The organism is uncultured Jatrophihabitans sp. (genome assembly GCF_964251945.1).
Taxonomy (GTDB): domain Bacteria; phylum Actinomycetota; class Actinomycetes; order Mycobacteriales; family Jatrophihabitantaceae; genus Jatrophihabitans.
The window spans coordinates 172796-192351 of the sequence record NZ_CAXULP010000004.1 but is presented as its reverse complement, the minus strand read 5'-3'; the positions used below and the strand labels follow the sequence as shown (position 1 = coordinate 192351).

General features: G+C 70.6%; 18 protein-coding genes. 6 read left to right on the top strand and 12 right to left on the bottom strand.

From position 1 onward, the window contains the following. Positions 1 to 61 precede the first annotated feature (61 nt). Together ACFFBG_RS10890 and ACFFBG_RS10885 are read left to right on the top strand one after the other, a co-directional pair. Entirely contained in the window at positions 62 to 1468 is a 1407-nt protein-coding gene (locus ACFFBG_RS10890; RefSeq protein WP_375478513.1) for an alkaline phosphatase family protein, read from the top strand. Beyond that, positions 1465 to 2667, top strand: coding sequence for an alkaline phosphatase family protein (locus tag ACFFBG_RS10885; RefSeq protein ID WP_375478511.1), 1203 nt, complete (start codon positions 1465 to 1467; stop codon positions 2665 to 2667). The genes ACFFBG_RS10890 and ACFFBG_RS10885 overlap by 4 nt, the downstream gene beginning before the upstream one ends. Positions 2668 to 2678: 11 nt before the next feature. Here ACFFBG_RS10885 and ACFFBG_RS10880 read toward each other — a convergent pair whose 3' ends face one another. Next, positions 2679 to 3212 (bottom strand): NUDIX hydrolase family protein, encoded by a 534-nt coding sequence (locus tag ACFFBG_RS10880; RefSeq protein ID WP_375478509.1) that lies wholly within the window; start codon positions 3210 to 3212, stop codon positions 2679 to 2681. Positions 3213 to 3546: 334 nt separating this feature from the next. Here ACFFBG_RS10880 and ACFFBG_RS10875 point away from each other — a divergent pair, with 334 nt between their 5' ends. Together ACFFBG_RS10875 and ACFFBG_RS10870 are read left to right on the top strand one after the other, a co-directional pair. Beyond that, on the top strand, positions 3547 to 3738 hold the full coding sequence (locus ACFFBG_RS10875) for a hypothetical protein (RefSeq protein ID WP_375478507.1): 192 nt from the start codon (positions 3547 to 3549) through the stop codon (positions 3736 to 3738). 221 nt (positions 3739 to 3959) lie between these two features. Further along, positions 3960 to 5642: an acetolactate synthase large subunit gene (locus ACFFBG_RS10870; protein WP_375478505.1), complete on the top strand. Its 1683-nt coding sequence runs from the start codon at positions 3960 to 3962 to the stop codon at positions 5640 to 5642. A 66-nt stretch (positions 5643 to 5708) separates the two neighbouring features. Here ACFFBG_RS10870 and ACFFBG_RS10865 read toward each other — a convergent pair whose 3' ends face one another. Further along, positions 5709 to 6161, bottom strand: a complete 453-nt coding sequence (locus ACFFBG_RS10865; protein ID WP_375478503.1) for a GreA/GreB family elongation factor — start codon at positions 6159 to 6161, stop codon at positions 5709 to 5711. A gap of 153 nt (positions 6162 to 6314) precedes the next feature. Then, complete coding sequence (locus ACFFBG_RS10860; protein WP_375478501.1) at positions 6315 to 6752, bottom strand: SRPBCC family protein; 438 nt, start codon at positions 6750 to 6752, stop codon at positions 6315 to 6317. Positions 6753 to 6942: 190 nt separating this feature from the next. On the opposite strand from ACFFBG_RS10860, the gene ACFFBG_RS10855 reads away from it, so the two are divergent. Further along, positions 6943 to 8574 (top strand): phytoene desaturase family protein, encoded by a 1632-nt coding sequence (locus ACFFBG_RS10855; protein WP_375478499.1) that lies wholly within the window; start codon positions 6943 to 6945, stop codon positions 8572 to 8574. A gap of 28 nt (positions 8575 to 8602) precedes the next feature. On the opposite strand, the gene ACFFBG_RS10850 is transcribed toward ACFFBG_RS10855, so the two are convergent. The 4 genes from ACFFBG_RS10850 to ACFFBG_RS10835 form a co-directional block, all read right to left on the bottom strand. Then, entirely contained in the window at positions 8603 to 9406 is an 804-nt protein-coding gene (locus tag ACFFBG_RS10850; RefSeq protein WP_375478497.1) for a GAF and ANTAR domain-containing protein, read from the bottom strand. Between the two features lie 115 nt (positions 9407 to 9521). Beyond that, entirely contained in the window at positions 9522 to 10796 is a 1275-nt protein-coding gene (locus ACFFBG_RS10845) for a competence/damage-inducible protein A (RefSeq protein WP_375478495.1), read from the bottom strand. 39 nt (positions 10797 to 10835) lie between these two features. Further along, positions 10836 to 12374, bottom strand: a complete 1539-nt coding sequence (locus tag ACFFBG_RS10840) for a glycerophosphodiester phosphodiesterase (RefSeq protein ID WP_375478493.1) — start codon at positions 12372 to 12374, stop codon at positions 10836 to 10838. Beyond that, complete coding sequence (locus tag ACFFBG_RS10835; protein WP_375478491.1) at positions 12371 to 12661, bottom strand: twin-arginine translocation signal domain-containing protein; 291 nt, start codon at positions 12659 to 12661, stop codon at positions 12371 to 12373. The genes ACFFBG_RS10840 and ACFFBG_RS10835 overlap by 4 nt, the downstream gene beginning before the upstream one ends. Positions 12662 to 13072: 411 nt before the next feature. Here ACFFBG_RS10835 and ACFFBG_RS10830 point away from each other — a divergent pair, with 411 nt between their 5' ends. Then, positions 13073 to 14068, top strand: coding sequence for an AfsA-related hotdog domain-containing protein (locus tag ACFFBG_RS10830; protein WP_375478489.1), 996 nt, complete (start codon positions 13073 to 13075; stop codon positions 14066 to 14068). A gap of 31 nt (positions 14069 to 14099) precedes the next feature. Here ACFFBG_RS10830 and ACFFBG_RS10825 read toward each other — a convergent pair whose 3' ends face one another. The 5 genes from ACFFBG_RS10825 to ACFFBG_RS10805 form a co-directional block, all read right to left on the bottom strand. Next, positions 14100 to 14774: a ScbR family autoregulator-binding transcription factor gene (locus ACFFBG_RS10825; RefSeq protein WP_375478487.1), complete on the bottom strand. Its 675-nt coding sequence runs from the start codon at positions 14772 to 14774 to the stop codon at positions 14100 to 14102. A gap of 52 nt (positions 14775 to 14826) precedes the next feature. Beyond that, entirely contained in the window at positions 14827 to 15636 is an 810-nt protein-coding gene (locus ACFFBG_RS10820) for an HAD family hydrolase (RefSeq protein ID WP_375478485.1), read from the bottom strand. Further along, the gene (locus ACFFBG_RS10815) at positions 15633 to 16025 is read right to left on the bottom strand and encodes a nuclear transport factor 2 family protein (RefSeq protein ID WP_375478728.1); all 393 of its coding nucleotides are present in this window, start codon (positions 16023 to 16025) and stop codon (positions 15633 to 15635) included. The genes ACFFBG_RS10820 and ACFFBG_RS10815 overlap by 4 nt, the downstream gene beginning before the upstream one ends. 174 nt (positions 16026 to 16199) lie before the next feature. Beyond that, positions 16200 to 16877 (bottom strand): response regulator, encoded by a 678-nt coding sequence (locus tag ACFFBG_RS10810; RefSeq protein WP_375478726.1) that lies wholly within the window; start codon positions 16875 to 16877, stop codon positions 16200 to 16202. 82 nt (positions 16878 to 16959) lie between these two features. Further along, complete coding sequence (locus tag ACFFBG_RS10805) at positions 16960 to 19482, bottom strand: DUF4118 domain-containing protein (protein WP_375478483.1); 2523 nt, start codon at positions 19480 to 19482, stop codon at positions 16960 to 16962. Positions 19483 to 19556: the final 74 nt, after the last annotated feature.

Below are 19556 nucleotides of genomic sequence, written 5' to 3'. Positions count from 1 at the left end.
CACTCCGTTCGGCTCGCGCTCATGCGCGCGGCTCTGTCTCGGGGGAAGAAGGTTTGCTGGCATGGCTGGTTTGTCTCGTCGCGATTTTCTCAAGTTCGGCAGTCTCGCCGGCATGGTTGCCGCTGGCGCCCCGGTGGCCGGCCTGCTCGACGGCGGGCCGGCCGGCGCGGCCACGGTCCGCAAGCCGAACTCGCTGCCGCACCCGTCGCGACCCGCCGGGACCGTGGACCCGTCGCTGCCCTATGACCACATCGTCGTGGTGATGATGGAAAACCACTCCTTCGACAACTACCTCGGGGCGCTGTCGCGACACGGCCAGCCGAAGGCCGACGGACTGCACTTCAGCAGCTCCGGCGTTGCGCTGAACAGCAACCCAGGCCCGCACGGCGCGGTGCGCGCGTATCCGTTCGCCGACACCGCGCAGGGCAGCGGCGTCACCCAGACCTGGAACTCGACCCACGAGCAGGTCAACGGCGGCAAGATGAACGGCTTCGTCAAAGCCGTCGGCAATTCCGCGCAGGCGATGGGCTACTGGGGCCCGGACCAGCTGCCGTTCGCCTACTCCTTCGCCAAGACGTTCACGACGGCCAACCGCTGGTTCTGCTCGGCGCCGTGCCAGACGTACCCGAACCGGCGCTTCCTGATGGCCGGCACCGCGTACGGCGACATCGCCACCGCCAGCTCGACGATCACGCTCACCCCGCCGCCGAACGGGACGATCTTCGACCGGCTGCACGCGCACGGCATCAGCTGGAAGAATTACTACACCGACCTGCCGCAGACCGCGATCATCCCGTCGATCGTCTCGAAGTATCCCGGCAACCTCTCGCCGATCCAGCAGTTCATCGTCGACTGCGCCGCCGGCACGCTGCCGTCGGTGAGCTTCGTCGACCCGGAGTTCGGCGTCGTCAGCGAGATCGGCGCGCCGCTGGTCGGCGTGCCCGGCGTGACGCCCATTGGCTCGCAGCTCTCGCAGATCGGCGGGGATGAGGAGGAGCCGCAGGATCTCGCGTACGGCGAGACCTGGGCGTGGGCGATCGTGCGCGCCGTGCTCGCCTCGCCGGCGTGGCAGCGCACGCTGCTGATCTACACCTACGACGAGCATGGCGGCTACTACGACCATGTCCCGCCGCCGGCCGCCATCGCGCCGGACAGCATCAAACCGGACCTGACCGCGACGGACGTCAAGGGCGGCTACACGGTTTACGGCCCGCGGGTCCCGGCGATCATCGCGTCGCCGTACGCCAAGCCGAACGCCGTCACGAACATCGTGCACGACCACACCTCAGTGCTCGCGACGATCGAGGCCAAGTGGAACCTGCCGGCGCTGACTTACCGCGACGCGAACGCCGCGACCGTCGCGGACTTCCTCGACGTCAAGCACGCGGCGTTCCGCACGCCGCCGCGAATCGCGCCGCCGAAACACCTGGTGCCCGAAGTGCTGGCCGACCTGACGGCCGGGCTATGACACAACGGCGGAGCCCGGCGACACAGCGGCGGAGCCTGCTGGTCCGGGCCCTGACCGGCGCGCTGACGGTCGCCGCGCTGGCTGTCATCGGCGTCGTCGCGGCGACCGGACCGAGTGCGGACGCGGCCTACCGGCTGCCTGCCGTCAAGCACATCTGGAACATCGTCCTGGAGAACGAGGACTACGCGCACACGTTCGGCCACCCCTCGGCCGATCCGTACCTCGCCAAGACGCTGCCCGCGCAGGGCGCCCTGCTGCAGAACTACTACGGCACGGGTCACGAGAGCAACGACAATTACCTCGCGCTCGTCTCCGGCCAGCCGCCGAACCCGGCCACCCAGAGCGACTGCCAGATCTTCGCCAACTTCCCGGCGAGCGTCGTGGTGAACGGCGTCGAGTCCGGGGTGGGCTGCGTCTACGACTCGGGCGTCAGCAACATCGGCAGTCAGCTCAGCGCCAAGGGCCGCAGCTGGAAGGCCTACCAGCAGGACATGGGCAACGACCCGTCGCGCGAGGCGGCCGCGTGCGGCCGGCCGGCGCTGAACAAAGTCGACAAGACGCAGAAGGCCGAGAGCGGCGACCAGTACGCGGCCCGGCACAACCCCTTTGTCTACTTCCACTCGGTGATCGACTCGCCGTCCTACTGCGCGAAGCACGTGGTGGCTCTGGGCAAGACGAACGGGGCGCTGCCGAAGGGCGCGGTCAAGGGCGAGACCGGGCTGGCGACCGACCTCCGTTCCGCGAAGACCACCCCGGCCTACTCGTTCATCACGCCGAACCTGTGCAGCGACGGCCACGACTACCCGTGCGCCACGCCGGCTGGCAAGTCTGCGCTGGCGAACATCGACAGCTTCCTCGCGACCTGGGTCCCGAAGATCAAGGCATCCCCGGCGTACAAGGAGGGCGGCCTGATCGAGATCACCTTCGACGAGTCGGACGGGCCGACGTCGGACTCGAGCGCGTGCTGTGGTGAGCAGGCCGGCCCGTCGTCGCCGAAGCCGGGCATCACCGGCCCGGGCGGCGGCCGGGTCGGCGCGGTGCTGATCTCGCCCTTCATCAAGCCGGGGACGCGGGTGAGCACGCCGTACAACCACTACTCGACGCTGGCCACGGATGAGTTGCTGTTCGGGCTGTCCCGGCTCGGCATGGCGCGGACGGTGAGTTCGACCTTCGGCGCAAACGTCTTCACCGCGAAGTAGCCCGAGCAGGGTCAGAACCCCAGGTAGCGCAGGCCCTGTTGCAGCAGCACGTCCTGGCCGCCGCTCATCTCGGCGAGCACGGTCTCGGTCGTCGCCTCAGCCGGCGTGAACCAGCTCAGCTCGAGGGCGTCCTGCTGCGGGTCGCAGTCCCCCTCGACCGGCACCACGTAGGCGAGGGAGATGGCATGCTGGCGCGGGTCGTGGAACGGCGTGACGCCCGGTGTCGGGAAGTACTCCGCCACTGTGAACGGCTGCGGCGACACCGGCACTCGTGGGAGCGCCAGCGGGCCGAGGTCCTTCTCCAGATGGCGCAGCAGCGCCGCGCGGACCCGCTCGTGGTAGAGCACCCGGCCGGACACCAACGCCCGGCTCAGGCCGCCGTTGCCAGCGGCCCGCAGCAGCAGACCGACCTCGGTGACGACCCCGTGCGCGTCGACGCGAACCGGGATCGCGTCGACGTAGACGATGGGCAGCCGTTCGCGGGCCGCGTCTAGGTCCTCCCGAGACAGCCAGCTGCCGGCCGCGCGCGGAGTCGTTTGCGTCATGCGCCCTTTCTAGCGTTCCGCGACGCGACGCGGCGGCTACCTGACCAAATGCAGTTATCACCTCACATAAAACTCACTTGACGAGGAAACTTAATTCTCGTCACACATGCGAAATCCCTTGATAAAACGGGGCTGACCGGGTGCTGATGGTGAGGTTCCGCGCCACTCCAGCCCAGAAGAGGACCTTGGTCCTGACTGCGGGCTGTGCTCGCGGGTAAGTCCCGAACGTCCAGATCGCGCGCGGCGCCCGATGCGGGGGCATCAGCCGGACGTCGCGCACCAGCGGTTGGGACATTCGAATCACCCAGGCACCTAACCCCCGCAGGAGCCCTTCATGCACTCGACGATTCATGAGTCGATCACGCTGCGCGACCACGCTTTCAATCGGCTGACCACCGACTTCCCCGACATCCCGGTCCGGATCGTGCTCGACGTTTTCCTGAGTTTTCTCGACCGAACCTCGTCCGTGTCCGCCGCGGTCGACCTCACCCGCGAACGCATCCTCGACGCCTGTCTCGCCGCCTGACCCGCGGCCTGACCCGGCCGAAAAGGCGGGGTCCGCTCGCGGTCGCTTCTTGCCCACCCCCCTGTTCGCGACCTGTGTTGCGGCCGTGGCACAGGTCCAGACAAGAGGTGGGATCGTCGCCAGGTGTTGCGCGAGATCGCGGCTCTAGCGGTGCCGAGCGAGGCTGCCGGGGCCTGACCGGGCCCGTCCGCTCGCGTCTCGCCATTACGCTCAACCACACCATGACGAAGGCATCGACGAACCCATCGGACGGCAAGCGCACGGCGGCAGAGCTGATCGTGGAGAGCCTGGAGAACGAGGGTGTCACGCACGTCTTCGGCATCCCCGGCGAGGAGAACATCCGCCTGGTCGAGGCCCTCGCCGCGTCGTCGATCGAGTACGTGCTCACCCGCCACGAGCAGGGCGCGTCGTTCATGGCCGAGACCTACGGCCGGCTCACCGGCAAGGCCGGCGTCTGCTCGGCCACCCTCGGCCCCGGCGCGATCAATCTGCTGCTCGGCGTGGCCGACGCCACCACGAACTCGACGCCGGTCGTCGCGCTGTCCGCTCAGGTCGGCAACTTCCGCAACTACAAGGAGTCGCACCAGAGCGTCGACCTGGTGTCGATGTTCGCCCCGGTGACCAAGTGGTCCGAGCTCGTCGCGACTCCCGGCGCGGTGCCCGAGATGGTGCGCAAGGCCTTCAAGCTCGCGCAGACCGAGCGGCCCGGCGCGGTGTATCTCGCGGTGCCCGAGGACGTCGAGGAAGCGATGGTGCCCGACGACCTGACGCCGTTGCGGGTGAACGTTCCACGCGCGGACGACCCGGCCCAGGCGCAGCTCGAGCGAGCCGTCGAGATCCTGCGAGCCGCGCGCAACCCGATCGTGCTCGCCGGGCACGGCGCGGTGCGCTCGGAGGCCAGCGCGGCGCTGCTGCGCTTCGCGGAACGTTTGCGCATTCCGGTCGCGACGACCTTCCATGGCAAGGGCGTCTTCCCCGACGACCACAAGCTCGCGCTGGGCGCCGTCGGCTTCATGCGGCACGACTACGTCAACTTCGGCTTCGACCGGGCCGACGTGATCGTCGCCGTCGGCTACGAGCTGCAGGAGTTCGATCCGGTGCGGGTCAACCCGAGCGGCGACACGAAGATCATCCACATGCACCGGTTCCCGGCTGAGGTCGACGCGCACTATGACGTGTCAGTCGGCATCACCGCCGACATCAGCCGCAGTCTGGACGCGCTGGCCGACGCCGTCGGCGAGGGCCGCTGGACCGAGCGCGGCCCTGAGCGGATCCGCGAGCTGCTGTCCGCCGAACTCGCCCGCGGCGCCGCCGACGACCGGTTTCCGCTCGCGCCGGCGCGGATCGTGGCGGACACCCGGGCCGCGCTCGGCCGCGACGACATCGTGCTGGTGGACACCGGGGCGCTGAAGATGTGGATGGCGCGGCTGTACCCGACGTACGAGCCGAACACCTGCCTGATCTCGAACGGCCTGTCGACGATGGCGTGGACGTTGCCGGGCGCGATCGCCGCCAAGATCGCCCGGCCCGAGGCGAAGGTGCTGGTGTCGACCGGCGACGGCTCGTTCCTGATGAACTCGCAGGAGATCGAGACGGCGATGCGCCTGGGCACGCCTATGGTGATCTTGATCTGGGTCGACGACGCCTACGGCCTGATCAGCTGGAAAATGGACCTCGAGATCGGGCACAACGTCGACACCCGGTTCGGCAACCCGGACTTCGTGAAGTACGCCGAGAGCTTCGGCGCGAGCGGCTATCGGCTCACCGCGGCTGACGAGTTGCTGCCGACGCTACGCGCCGCGCTCGCCGCGGACACGGTGTCGGTGATCGCCTGCCCAGTCGACTATTCGGCGAATAGCGACTTGATCGCCTCGCTTGGCGAGCTCGACGAGTCGCTGTCCTGACGCGTGCGTCGTGAACGTGACGTCCGGACGTGAACTTGACGCCAGGACGAGATCGGTCGGGCCGGCTCAGACGGCGGCGACGACCCGCGCGCTCAGGGTGCGGCGGGATGCCGAGTAGCTGACGGTGTCGCCCGCCCGGCTGCCGAGCAGCGCCCTGCCCAGCGGGCTGCCTGGCGTGATCACGTCGAGCCCGACGGCGGCCTGCTCGACCGAGCCGAGCAGAAAGTCCTCCGGCCCGTCGCCGAAGTCCACGGTGACGACCGCCCCGACCTCGACGACTCCGGAGTCGGCGGTGCGCCTGCGCGTCGAGGCCTGGGCGATTTCCGCCTCGACCGCGGCGACGCGCTGATCGAGCATTGCCAACCGGACGTGGCCGTCGACGTTCGTCGCCCGATCGGCCTCGTCGCCCTTGCCCTGTGGCGCGATTTCGCGTTGCACCTGGGCGCGCTCTTCCTGCAGCGCGGCGAGGCGCTCGAGCAGCAGGTCATTGCGAGTTGCGAAGTCCAGTGTTGCGGTCACGTCGATCGTCCTCCGTAGTGGTCAAACCCCTGCGATGCCGGCCCAGCCGATATCGCGAACAACGTCCCCGCGCGACTAGAGATGCCCAACCGCGGGGCGGTTTTCACCACACACAGCCGATCCACGGTTCGAACCGCGCATATCGGGCAACGCTCAAGCTGGCAGGCGGTTCAGCACCTCGGTCATCTGCTTCTCGGTGTCATTCGCGAGCTTCTCGAACACCAGCTTCATCGCGGGCGTGGCCAGCTTGGCGGCGCCGTGCATCTCGAGGTCCACGTGATAGGTGATCTCGCTGCCGCCGTCGGCCGCTCGCACGGTGATCGAGTCGATCGAGGTGGCCGACTTGTTGCGACCGACGAGCACGATCTGCTCGTCCGTCCGCGTCTTGAGCGTGTACTCGAGCTCTGTCGTGGTGCCCATGATCTTCGAGACGTTGTGCCAACTCGCGCCGACGACGACCGGGCCGGCGTCGTTGCGCGTGCATTTCTGCGTGCCCGGATCCCACTCCTCGGCGTTCGTGAAGTCGGCCAGGTAGTCGAGGACGGTCGCCGGCGCGGCGGAGACGGTGAAGGTGCGGGAAACGCTGGTCATGTCAAGCTCCTCAGGCCGGCGGCGCGTTGAACTGCAAGTCGTTGCCCTCGGAGTCCGCTTGCCATCGTCGTCCCTGGTCTGTAGTCGGTCCTGCTCATTTGTCGACGAGTTTGCTCGTCTACGGTTGGCCTGCCCAATCACTGGAATTCTCAACACGCCGTCCGGGGCGAAGCGTCGGCAGGGAGCAAGCATGACGGTTGACGCGGTCGTCGTCGGCGCCGGCCACAACGGGCTGGTCGCGGCGAACCTGCTCGCCGACGCAGGCTGGGACGTCGTCGTCTGCGAAGCCGCGGACACGCCCGGCGGCGCCGTCGCGAGCGCCGAGGTGACCGCGCCAGGGTTTCGCACCGACCTGTTCAGCGCCTTCTATCCGCTGGCTGTCGCGTCGCCCGTGCTGAACGCGCTCGACCTCGGTTCCTACGGGGTGAGCTGGGCGCGGGCGCCCGCCGTGCTCGCCCACCTGCTGCCCGACGGCCGGTCGGCGACCCTCTGGCAGGACCCGGCGCAGACGGCCGCGTCGCTGGCGAAGTTCGGCGCGGCAGACGGCGAGGCGTGGCTGCGGATCACCGCGCAGTGGGACCGCATCGGCGACGCCGTCGTGCAGGCGCTGCTGAGCCCGTTCCCGCCGGTGGCCGCGGTCGGTCGGCTGCTGCGTCGCCTCGGCGTGGACGAACTGCTGCGGCTGGCCCGGATGGCCGCCCAGCCAGTGCGTCGCTTCGGCGAGGAGAATTTCGCCGGCCCGGGCGGGCCGATCCTGTTCGCCGGCAACGCCCTGCACGCGGACCTGCCGCCCGACGGCGCCGGGAGCGCGCTGTACGGCTGGCTGCTGGCCATGCTCGGGCACAGTTATGGCTTCCCGGTGCCGGTGGGCGGCGCCGACGTGCTGATCAAGGGCTTGGTCCGGCGGCTCGAGGCCAAGGGTGGCCAGCTGCGGCTGTCCGCGCGGGTGGACAAGATCGTGGTGTCCAGCGGCGCGGCTCGCGCGGTGGTGCTGCAGTCGGGCGAGCGGATAGACGCACGCCGCGCTGTCCTGGCCGACGTCGCCGCGCCGGCCCTGTTCGACAAGCTCGTCGGCATCGACGATCTGCCGCGCCGATTCGTCGCCGACCTACGCCACTTCCAGTGGGACGCCCCCACCGTGAAGATCGACTGGGCGGTGGGCGCCCCGGTGCCGTGGACCGACCCGGACGCCCGCAAGGCCGGCACCGTGCACCTCGGCGTCGACATGGACGGCCTCACCGACTACGCGGCCGACCTGTCGACCCGGCGCATACCACGCGCGCCGTTCGTGTTGTTCGGGCAGATGACGACGGCCGATCCGACGCGCTCGCCGGCCGGCACCGAATCCGCGTGGGCCTACACGCATCTGCCCCGCGGCGTGGACTTCACCGCCGACGACATCGCCCGGCACGTCGAGAAGGTGGAGGCGGTTGTCGAGGCGCACGCGCCCGGGTTCCGCGCCGCGGTGCTGGCCCGGCACGTCCAGGCGCCGGCCGACCTGCAGCGGCGCGACGCCAACCTGGTCGACGGCGCGATCAACGGGGGCACGGCGCAGCTGCACCAGCAGCTCGTCTTTCGGCCAGTGCCGGGGCTCGGCAACGCCGTGACGCCGGTGGACCGGCTGTATCTCGCCGGCTCGTCGGCGCATCCCGGCGGCGGGGTGCACGGCGCGCCCGGAGCGAACGCCGCGCACGCGGCGCTGGCCCGGGAGCGGGTGACCGGCGGCGCCCGGCACGCGTTTCAGGCGGCGCTGCTGCGTCGCATCTATCGCGACGGCGCCCTCGCCGGACTCGATTCGCAGGACTCGTCCGCGAACAGGTGATGCCGGGCGGGTGACGCTGGGTCGGGTCTCAGCCGCCAGGCCGCTTGCCGAGCAGTTCGCCGGTCTCGACCAGGTGTTGCGCGACGGCGGTGACCTTCCGGTTCGCCGCCTGCGACGCGGCGGCGAGGCGGGCGAACGCGGCGTCCGGCGTCAGCCGCTCGCGTTCGATGAGGATGCCCTTGGCCTGGCCGAGCAGGTCGCGGGACTCCAACGCGGCGTGCAGATTGGCGACGCGCTGCGCGTCGGCCAGCGCCAGCGCGGCGAGCGTGGAGTAGAGCTCAGTGATCAGCAAGTGCCGCGGGGCGAACACGCTCGGCTCGGCGGAGAACAGGCTCAGCGTCCCGAGGCGTCGCTCGTCCACCCACAGCGGCACGCACAGCATGCTGCGCACCTGCTGTTGCACGGCGCGCGCGCAGAAGTCCGGCCAGCGCTGCGAGGCCGCGGTGTCCTCAATGATCGCCGCCTTCTGGGTGCGGGCGACGTCGAAGCACGGCCCGGCCTTCATCTGGCCCTGGTACACGTCCAGGTCGTGCGGCGGCCGGCCGCTCACCGCTTGCGGGGTGAAGCGGTTGCGTTCGAGCAGCGCGATGCCGACCCACGTCGCGGGCTCGATCGCTTCCGTCGCATGCGACACGATGCGCTCGAGCGTGGCGTGCACGTCGGCGCCCTCGGCGCGCAGCGCCCGGGCGAGATGCCCGAGCGCGGTCCAGGTCAGCTCCGCCTCCGGCAGCGAGCGCTGCACCGCGCGGTCCAGCCGGCCGTCCAGTTCGTGGACGAGCGGCTCGGCCACTTGGCCGTTCGTGTCCGGCGTGCTGTCCGCTGTGGTGCTCATCGCTGTCAGCCCCTCTTGTGCGCAAAGCTCCGCCGCCCACCTGCGACTTGGGAAAGCGTAACCGCCAGTGCCGCTGGCGATCATCCACCGGCGGCGCCCCGAACGCCGACGCCGATCACGGGCCCAGCAGCTCGCGCACCAGGTGCATCGCCACCGCGACGGTGCGCTGCCGGACGTCCGACCGCGAGCCGGCCAGCACGACGCGGCGCTCGACGCGACGGCCCAGCCCGCTCGCGCACAGGTGCACCAGGCCGACCGGTTTGTCCGGCGTGCCGCCGCCCGGGCCCGCGATTCCGGTGATCCCCACGCCGACGTCCGCGCCGACTCGCGCCCGGGCGCCGTCGGCCATCGCGACCGCCACCTCGGCGCTGACCGCCCCGAGCCGCTCGATCAGCTCGGCGTCGACGCCGGCGAGATCTTGCTTAGCCGCGTTGGAGTAGGTGACCAGCCCGCCCAGCACGTAGGCCGAGGACCCGGCGAGGTCGGTGAGGCGGCCGGCGAGCAGTCCGGCGGTGCAGGACTCGGCGGTCGCGATGGTCAGCCCGCGCTCGAGCAGCGCGTCGGCGACGACCTCGTCGACCGTCCGGCCGTCGGGGGAGAACAACGTGTCGGCGAACGCAGTCGAAATCGCCTGCACGAGCGCCGCGTACGCGGGCTCGGCGGCCGGCTGGTAGCGGGAGACGATCTCCAGCTCGCCCTCACGCAGGCACGTCGTGATCTCCAGGCCGTCGAGCTGGGAGTCGTGTTCGCGCAGCACGGCGGCGAGCTCCGACTCGGGCGTGCCCCACAGCCGCAGCGTCTGCTGGCGCAGCTCGGCGCGCCCGGCGAGCGCGGCGGCGACGACCGGGTGGGCGAGCGCCGCCGACCACATGCCCTGCAGCTCGCGCGGGGGCCCAGGCAATACCACGACGGGCGGCCCGCCGGCGCCGTCGGCGGGCGGGACGACCAGCCCGGGCGCGGTGCCTACCGGGGCGAGCACGCCGGCGCCTGCCGGCACGAGGGCCTGCTTGCGGGTGGCCGCGGCGGTCGACTCGGGGTCGAGCCGCCAGCCGCGCCCGGCGCTGAGCCGCTCGACGATGTCGGCGATGTGCCGCTCCAACTCGACGTCGAGCGCCGCCGGCCGGCCCTGCACGGCGGCGACGATCTCCGCCGTCAGGTCGTCCGCGGTCGGGCCGAGGCCGCCGGTGGTGATGATCAGGTCCGGGCCGGCGCCGCGCAGGTACCGCAGCGCGCCCTCGAGGTCCGCGGGCCGGTCGCCGACGACGATCACCTGCCCGACGTCCACGCCGGCCCGCCGCAGCTGCTCGGCCAGCCAGGGCCCGTTGCGGTCGGCGACGCGGCCGGTGAGCACCTCGGTGCCGGTGACGACGATGCCCGCGCGCGCAGCCATCCGCTGATCGTAGGCAGCCGAACACAGCCGGCGGCGCCGTCAGGCCGAGCGGGTAATCGTCTCTTTCACTCCGGAGACCATCCCGCCCACCGCCCCGCGGCTCACCGCGGTGTTCATCGCGGAGCGACTGGGCAGGATGTGCCCGATCACCGGCTTGCCGTACTTCATGATCGCCGTCCAGGACGCGGCGTCGGCGGTGTAGTCCATCCCGAGGATGTCCCAGTAGCCGGCGTATTTGGCGAGGTTCGGCACGTCCGCCTGATAGAAGTAGCCCCACGTCTTGTAGCCGTGGGCGCGCGCGGACTGCGGCCAGCCGGTCGTGACGCCGTAGTACTTCGCGACGAGCGACGCGGTCGGCGTGCCGGGCAGCGCGTCCATCATCGCAAGCAACTCGCTGGCGTGCGACACGGCGTACTTCGGGTCGATGAAGATCACATGCGTGCCGTAGTAGGCCGCGATGAGCTCCTCCCACCGCATGTACGGACGGCGCGGCTGGGACGGCGTCTTCGTTGCTGCGGCGGTGATCGTGTATTTCGAGATCTCCGCCCAGGTGTGCTGCGCGGCGGTGTACCCAGAAGTGCCCGACGTGCGGTCGAGGGTCGAGTCGTGCAGCCCGAACCAGACTCCGTCGCTCGTCCGGTCCAGGCTGACCTCGACGGCGCCGACGCCCCAGTTTGCCGACTGGGTGTAGGCGTACAGGCTCATCTCCGGCCAGTCGAGCGAGCCCCCGCGGTGCGCGACGTAGAAGGGCTTGGCCGCGAGCATGGCGGTCACCGAGGCGTAGCCGTGCGGCACGGCGCGGACCTCCGCCGGCGCCGTCAACGCGCCGCTCGCGCCGACGATGTAGGCGCGCCCGCTCACCACCGCATTGGCGTTGGTCGTGAAGGTGATCTGCGCGCCGCCGGGCGGCGGGGTGACGGGCGGGGTGGACGTCTTCGGGGTCGTCGCGAGGAGGGCTGCGTAACCGTTGCCCGAGCCCAGGTTGTAGGTGACCGACGCCGTTCGCGCCGTGCCGCTCGAGGCTGTGAACGAGGCGAACAGCACCGAGCCGTCGGGATTGTTGACGTCCTCGGCGAACGCGATCTTGCGGACCGCCTCGCCGCCGGAGCTCGAGAGCGCCGTCACGGCCGTGCCGTCGGTCAGGGTGCGTTCGACTGCCACGAGAAGCACCGTCGCGCCGGCCGTCGGCGTCACCGATCCGCTGTGGCTGACGGTGCTCGATCCGCTGCGGATCGCGACGCCCATCCGCGCGGCCGAGACGGTGTACTCGTCCTGGTAAATGTGGTGCAGGAAGATCTGCGAGCGGGTCGACAGCGTCAGCGTGATCGTCTGGCCGGCGGTGAGGCCGGTCATCGTGAAGAGCCCGATGTAGGAGTTGTTGGCCGCCCGCGCGTCGAGCTTGGTGACGACCGGTGACGCGCCGGCCGCGGTGGCGCTGGTCAATGTCACCGGCTCGTTGGTGCACGTGTTGAACACGAGCACCCCGGTCATGTCCGGCGTGACGCCTGCGGGAACCGCGACGCTGTGGGTGACGACAGTGCCTGCGGCCGCGTACGGCGCGCCGACGACGACGGTCACGACCTGACCACAACCAGCGTTCCCGCGGGCGTGCCGGCCGGCAGATCCGCGACGGTGTCGACGACGACCACCTGCGTCGTCTGGACGGTTTGCGCGCCGGTGCTCGCGTCGGCGGCCGCGGCGTGGCTCAACAGGCCGACGCCTACCACCGTGCCGGCGCCGGCGGCTGCGCCGACCCGCAGGAACGAACGGCGAGACGGCGACTGCGCGGCGACGGCTGACGGATCGCCGGCAGCCAGAGGGGTGGGGGGCGGGGGTGCGGAGGACGGGGGTGCGGTAGCGCGCATGGTGGCTCACGAGGGGTGAGGCGGCGGCGGACGCGGCAAACGTAAGCGCTGGTCCGGCTTCGATCAAGTCAGCGGCGAGGCTGTCGACGAAGACCGCCCGCGACCGCCGCCGACACCTCACCGCTGTCAACGATCGAAGGCCACCGCGGGTGTCAGCGTCCAGTTGGGATTTGGCCGTCTCGGCGTGCCGGACGCCTTCCGTAAATACCGTTAGTTAGGTATCTTCTGTGTATCGGTCACCCGGCGTCGGATCCACTTCCACGCTCTTGAGAAATAATCCCGATGTAACGGTATGTTCTCCTCGACTCGTCGGCGCTGTCTCCGGCGACTCTTCAGGCTGGTCTGGAGAGGTCGGGACGGGAGTCGGGACTTGCCTACGCCGCTGCGGATTCCGCGGAAAGGCGACCTGAGATGCTCCGTGTTGATCAAGTAAATGACGGTGCCCGGCCGATCGTTGGTTACGAGGCCCTGTACGGATTGCTGTCCTGGGATCGGAGCGTCTCCCGCGCGCTGGTTCACCGCAGCTCCGTGCACGAGGTGCTCCTGACGGACGCCCGAACGCTCGGCGATGGCCGGGTCGCCGTCGGCGTCCAATTCCCGCGCTGGCACGCCGTGTCGGCGGGGGGCGCGCAGGAGGTCGTCGCTGACACCTTGGCCATCGAGGCGGTGCGACAGATCGGCTTGATGTTGTCTCACACGGAGATGGGCGTGCCGCTCGATGCAGTCTTCTTGGCTCACGAGCTGGGCTTCCGGCGGAGTTCAACGCCGGTGTCGGTCGCCGATGCCGTGATCGACGCGGTCGCCGTCGCGACAGTGGAGCGCCAGGGCCGTGGCCGGCAGGCGGCGTTTGTTCTTCGAGTTGAGCTGGTCGTGGGAGACGAGGTCGTCGGGACGGGCTTGGGCCGGATGACGTGTGTGTCGCCCGTGGTGTATCGCCGGCTGCGCGGCACGCCTCGAATGGCGTCGTCCGCTCTCGCGCCGGTGTCGCGGCCATCAGCGGTGCTGCCGCCGATGGTGGCCAGGCAGCTGGAACGCCAGGTCGTCGTCACCGTCGCGCCGAGGGACGCACGGTCGACCGGCGACGACGATCGGCGCTCAGCCGCGTTTGCGTCCCCGCACGCGGTCGAGACCTTCCTCTTGGTGGATCCGAGCAATCCCTTCTATTTCGACCATCCCTACGACCACGCTCCTGGCACCCTGCTCCTTGAGGCGATGCAGCAGACGGCCGTGTTGGCGACTGGCCGGCCGACCGCGGGCGCCCGAGCGGAGTTCGCCCGGTATGTCGAGCTCGGCGACGACGTCGTCCTGTCGGCGCCTCGGGTGGTGGGGGAGCGGGCGGACCGTTCGCCCGTGACGATCACGCAGGGCGGCGCCGTCGTGGCCAACGGCGTCGTCTACCTCGACTAGACGAGATCTGCCCGCAAGGAAATCAGCGGAGTCAGCCGATGCCGCGACTCAGCGCCGGGGCCAGCATCGACCACCACTCAGCGACGCGCTGCTCCAAGTCGGCACGGGCGTTCAGGCGTTCGGACACCTCTTGCACGCCGAAGAAGGACGCGACGATCACCCGTGCGGCCGCGGGGGCGTCGAGAGTTCTCGCGACGGATCCGTCTTGCTGACCCGTCCGCAGCAGATTGGTCATGGCCTCGATCCATCCGACGAAGGGCACCGGCAGGTCGGCGTCGATGGCCTGGTACTCGTTGCCGAGCCGGACGCCGGCCCGGGCGATCGCGCTCTGCACGTAGGAGCGGGCGACCCGCTTGATCAGCGCGTCGATCTTGTCCAGCGCGAGCTGCTGCCACTCGCGCGACTCCGCCATGACCTGTGCCCAGGCGGCGTGGTGTTCCTCGAGCACGGCGACGGCCAACGCCGCCTTCGAGGGGTAGTGGAAGTAGAGCGCGCCTTTGGTGACCTCGGCCCGGGCGGCGATCTCGCCGATGGTCGCGGCGGAGTAGCCCTCTTGGTAGAAGACGTCCGCCGCCGCGAGGAGGACGGCTTCTCGGGTCTGCACCGCGCGCTGCTGCAACTCGCGCCCGGACGGTGAGGTGGCCAGCGCCGGGCTCTGCGGGCGGCCGTTCTGGGGGCGAACGGCGTTGGCAGGCTTGTCAGCCACGGCAGCCGCGCATAGGTGTCAGCCTCCCGGGGAACTTGCCGAAGTGGACACTTTACTGACCATCCGGTGCGGACGCGATCGCAGGCGCCGGGGCGCTGCCAGTATCTCCGGCGGCGCGAAGACCGTCATGAGAACGCGACGTCGTCGCGGGCAGGACGTGCCAACCGCGACGCCTTGCCTGGGCTACCAACTCGACGTTGCCGTGGACCTCGACGGGGCTCTGCACGACCACGGGATGACCGACCGCCTCGAGCATCGCCAGGTCGGTCAGGTCGTCGCCGTAAGCCCAGCAGCCGGCGAGCCTGTGTCCGGTCTCCGCCGCCGCGCTACGAACGGCGTGGGCTTTTTCCTCGCCGATCATCGTTCGCTCGGATCCGCCGGTGTACCGGCCGCCGTCGATCTCGGGGACGCTGCAGAGGACGGCTGTCGCGCCGCACCAGGCAGCGACAGGCGTCAGGATGGCGCTGAATGCCCCCGACACGAGCACCACCCGAGCGCCGTCGTCCAAGTGCCGACCCAAGGCGTCCACGACCGGAGCGTTGAAGAGGTGTTGGTCGTTGCGGGCCGCAAACCACCTGACTCCAATTCGGGCGACCTCGTCGGCGTCGGCTCCGGCGAACAGCCGGTAGTACGCGCGATTCGCCGCGGCTCGCCCGTGCTGGCCCGCGGCCGTCACGTACGCCAAAGCCGCAGTGAACGAGGTGCTCGGCGCAGACGTCTCGGCCAGGTAGAACTCGAGGAACGAGGCCATCGTCTTGACCGTCACCAACGTCTCGTCGACATCGAAGAAGCACGAGTAGCCCGCGGGCGATTGCCTCTCCGCCGGCAGCTGAGACCGCCGCGCCGCTCGGCGTGCCGTCACGTGCCGTCGGTGTGCGGTGTCGCGTCGAATGCCTGCGCGACAGCCCAGGAGTCTTCATACATCGCCCAGCGAGTGATCTTCCCGTCGCGGATCACCGTGTGCAGCGCGAACCCGCCCCGATACCGAGCGCCCGTCGCCGGCACCAGGTAGCGGTAGGAGCCGATCGTCACCACGTTGTCGCCGTCGATGAGCGAGGCGTCCACCTGAAGCAGCTCCGCCTTGGCTGTCTCCAAGTGGCCGAAAAACCGCGAGATCTCCTCCAGCCCGACGAACACCCCGACGAACGGCACGTGCGGCGCTCCCTGCACGACCACGACCGCGTCCGCGGCGAAGAACAGCGCTGGAACGTCAGCCGCCCGTCCAGCCGCGATCTCCGCGCGAACCGCCATCACCACGCCGAGGAGATGCTGCCGCCGCTCTGACTGCTCTGCGTGAGCCGACCCGACCACTTCATAGGTATACCAGCTCAACGGTATGTTTCGCCAGGTCGTGATCTCGTTGCGGGCGGCGCCGTCGGCAAGGTGCTCATCGACGTCGACCCGGACTGAGCCGGGCGAGCGACCCTACGGCCGGTAGCGGTAGCCCATGCCCGGCTCGGTGACGAGGTGCCGCGGGCGGCTGGGCTCCGGCTCGAGCTTGCGCCGCAGCTGCGCGAAGTAGATGCGCAGATAGCTGGGGTCGGTGTGCTCGGACGACCCGCGCACCGCGGTGAGCAGCGCGTCGCTCGTCACCAGCGCCCCAGGCCGGCGCAGCAGCACGTCGAGGATCTTCCATTCCGTCGGCGTCAGGTGCACCTTCGTGCCGTCGGGCGCGGTGGCGGTGGTCATCGCCAGGTCGATCGTGACCGTGCCGACCGTCGCGGTCAGCGGCTCGTCGACCGAGGCCGCTCGCCGGCCGGTCGCCCGCAGCCGAGCGAGCAGCTCGTCCATGCTGAACGGTTTGGTGACGTAGTCGTCCGCGCCGAGGTCGAGGGCCTGCACCTTCTCCGCGCTGCCGCTGCGGGCCGACAGCACGATGATCGGCGTCGAGGCGTACTCGCGCACCGCGCGGATGACGTCGACACCGGACATGTCCGGCAGCCCGAGGTCGAGCACGATCGCGTCGTGCCGCGCGTCGGCCAGCGCGGTGAGCGCCCGGGTGCCGGTGTCGGCCTCGGTCACGGCGTAGCCGCGCGCGACGAGGTTCATCGCGAGCGCGCGCAGCAGCGGCTTCTCGTCCTCGACCAGCAACACCCGCATCAGGCCGCCACCTCCGCAAGTTGTCCGCGCTGGGACGGGCGGTAGGCCGACGAAGCGAGGACAAGTAGGCAGATCGAGGCAGACATCAGGCCGCCGCCTCGAGCGTGATCACGATGGTGGCGCCGCCGCCCGGCGTCGGCTCGGCGCTGACGCCGCCGCCCATGGCCTCGGCGAAGCCGCGGGCGATCGCCAGCCCGAGGCCGACGCCCGCGCCGTCGGCGGAGGCGTCGGCCCTGCGCTGGAACGGCCGGAACACCGCCTCGGAATCGTCGGCGGCGATGCCGCGGCCGCGATCGATCACCCGCAGCTCGACACTGCCCTGGTGCGCGCTGCCGGCGACCCGCACCGGCGAGCCGTCCGGCGCGTAGCGCAGCGCGTTCTGCACGACATTGGCGATCACGCGCTCGAGCAGCCCGGCGTCCGCGCGCACCGTCGGCAGGTCGGCCGGCACGTCGACTTCCACCTTCGCGTCCGGGTCGACGTGCTCGAGCGCGCGCGCCACGACATCGTCGACGCCGACCACGCCGGGCACCACCGGCAGCGCGCCGACCTGAAGGCGGGACAGATCGAGCAGGTTCGTGACCAGGTCGGTCAGTCGGTCCAGCGCGTCCTCCGCGGTGCGGAGCAACTCGCGGCGGTCGAGGTCCGACCACGGCACCTCGACCGCGCGCAGGCTGGACACGGCCGCCTTGGCCGAGGCGATCGGCGTGCGCAGGTCGTGGCTGACGGCGTTGAGCAGCGCGGTGCGCTGGCGGTCGGACTCGGCAAGCGGCTCGGCGGCCCGCGCGGCCTCGGCGAGCTGTTGTTGGCGGTAGCCCACGGCGACGTGCGCGGCGAACGCGGCGAGCACCCGCTGGTCGCTCGCCGACAGCGGGTGGCCGCGCAGCGCCAGCGCGACCTCGCTGCCCAGCGTCTCGTGGCCGAGCGCCTCCGCGGCGTCGGCCTCGGACGGCGTCGTAGGCGGCGCGTCGCCCACCGACGCGACGGTGCTCCACTCGCGTGAATCGCCGGCCTTACGCAGCAGGGCGGCGGCGTCCATCGCGAACGTCTCGCGCACCCGCTCCAGCAACGCCGGCAGCGCCGTCTCCCCGCGAAGCAGGCTGCCGGCGAAGGTCGTGAGCGTCTCGGCCTCGGCGCCGGCGCGGGCCGCCAGCACCGACCGGCGCGCGGCGAGGTCGACGACCTGCGACACGAGCACCGCGATCAGCAGGAAGATCACCACGGCGACGATGTTCGACGGCTCGCTGATCGTGAACGTGTGCCGCGGCTCGACGAAGTAGTAGTTGAGCAGCAGGCTGGCCGCCACCGCGCTGAGCAGGCCGGGATAGAACCCGCCGATCAGGCTCGAGACGACCACAACGAGCAGGTACAGCGGCACGTCGGCGGCGAAGCTGAGGTCGGGCCGAAGCGCCGTCCCGATCAGCGTCAGCGCCGGCAACAGCACGGCGGCGGCGATCAGGCCGCCGAGCCGGCGCCGTGCGGTGAGGCCGCCGCTGAGCTGGGGGAGCCGAAGCCGCGACGAGGCGGAGTAGGCGTGCGTCACGAGGTGGACGTCGATCTGGTCGGACAGCCGGGTGACCGTCGCGCCGGTGCCGGGCCCGGTCAACGCCGCCACCAGCCACGGCCGACGCGAGGCGCCCAGCACGATCTGCGTCGCGTCCACCCGTCGGGCGAAATCGAGCAGGGTCGGAGCGATGCCGTCGCCGACCACCGAGTGGTAGCTGCCGCCGAGGGACTCGACCAGCAGCCGCTGGCTGGTGAGCGCCGCGACGCCCGGGCCGGAGAGCCCGTCGCTGCGCGCGACGTGCACGGCGAGCAGCTCGCCGCCGGCGGTGCGCGCGGCGATCCGCGCCGCGCGCCGGATCAGCGTGTCGCCCTCCGGCCCGCCGGTGAGCGCGACCACGATGCGCTCTTTCGTCTCCCAGGTGCCGGTGATGCCGTGCTCGACGCGGTAGCGCTGCAGCCCCTCTTCGACGGAGTCGGCCAGCCACAGCAGCGCGAGCTCCCGCAGCGCCGTGAGGTTGCCGACGCGGAAGTAGTTGCCGAGCGCGGCGTCGACTCGTTCGGCGGGGTAGATGTTGCCGTGTGCCATGCGGCGGCGCAGCGCCTCCGGTGCCATGTCGACCAGCTCGACCTGTTCCGCAGCTCGCACGATCGCGTCTGGCACGGTCTCGCGCTGCGGCACGCCGGTGATCGCCTCGACGACGTCGTTGAGCGACTCGACGTGTTGGATGTTCAGCGTGCTGATCACATCGATGCCGGCGTCGAGTAGCGCCTCGATGTCCTGCCAGCGCTGGGCGTTCGGGCCGGAGCCGGGGATGTTGGTGTGCGCCAGCTCGTCCACCAGCGCCACCGCAGGCGCCCGGGCGAGCACGGCGTCGAGATCCAGCTCCTCGAACTCCCGACCGCGGTAGCTGACCTTCTTGCGCGGCACGATGGGCAGCCCGTCAAGACACGCGCTGGTGTGCGCCCGCCCGTGCGTCTCGGCGAGGGCCACCACGACGCCGGTGCCGCGTTCGAGACGCCGCTTGCCCTCGTCGAGCATGGCGACGGTCTTGCCGACGCCCGGCGCGGAGCCGAGGTAGATGCGCAGCGTGCCGCGGGCCATACCCTCGCCTCCCTTCCTGGCGTCCCCTTCCCTGGCGTACCAGTGTCCGCCATCGGCGAGGATCAGCGGGTCAG

Excerpts from the sequence above, each read along its gene's own strand:
- ACFFBG_RS10890 (WP_375478513.1), top strand. The coding sequence starts at position 62 with ATGGCTGGTTTGTCTCGTCGCGATTTTCTCAAGTTCGGCAGTCTCGCC.
- ACFFBG_RS10885 (WP_375478511.1), top strand. The coding sequence starts at position 1,465 with ATGACACAACGGCGGAGCCCGGCGACACAGCGGCGGAGCCTGCTGGTC.
- ACFFBG_RS10880 (WP_375478509.1), bottom strand. The coding sequence starts at position 3,212 with ATGACGCAAACGACTCCGCGCGCGGCCGGCAGCTGGCTGTCTCGGGAG.
- ACFFBG_RS10875 (WP_375478507.1), top strand. The coding sequence starts at position 3,547 with ATGCACTCGACGATTCATGAGTCGATCACGCTGCGCGACCACGCTTTC.
- ACFFBG_RS10870 (WP_375478505.1), top strand. The coding sequence starts at position 3,960 with ATGACGAAGGCATCGACGAACCCATCGGACGGCAAGCGCACGGCGGCA.
- ACFFBG_RS10860 (WP_375478501.1), bottom strand. The coding sequence starts at position 6,752 with ATGACCAGCGTTTCCCGCACCTTCACCGTCTCCGCCGCGCCGGCGACC.
- ACFFBG_RS10855 (WP_375478499.1), top strand. The coding sequence starts at position 6,943 with ATGACGGTTGACGCGGTCGTCGTCGGCGCCGGCCACAACGGGCTGGTC.
- ACFFBG_RS10850 (WP_375478497.1), bottom strand. The coding sequence starts at position 9,406 with ATGAGCACCACAGCGGACAGCACGCCGGACACGAACGGCCAAGTGGCC.
- ACFFBG_RS10845 (WP_375478495.1), bottom strand. The coding sequence starts at position 10,796 with ATGGCTGCGCGCGCGGGCATCGTCGTCACCGGCACCGAGGTGCTCACC.
- ACFFBG_RS10835 (WP_375478491.1), bottom strand. The coding sequence starts at position 12,661 with ATGCGCGCTACCGCACCCCCGTCCTCCGCACCCCCGCCCCCCACCCCT.
- ACFFBG_RS10830 (WP_375478489.1), top strand. The coding sequence starts at position 13,073 with ATGCTCCGTGTTGATCAAGTAAATGACGGTGCCCGGCCGATCGTTGGT.
- ACFFBG_RS10815 (WP_375478728.1), bottom strand. The coding sequence starts at position 16,025 with ATGGCGGTTCGCGCGGAGATCGCGGCTGGACGGGCGGCTGACGTTCCA.
- ACFFBG_RS10805 (WP_375478483.1), bottom strand. The coding sequence starts at position 19,482 with ATGGCCCGCGGCACGCTGCGCATCTACCTCGGCTCCGCGCCGGGCGTC.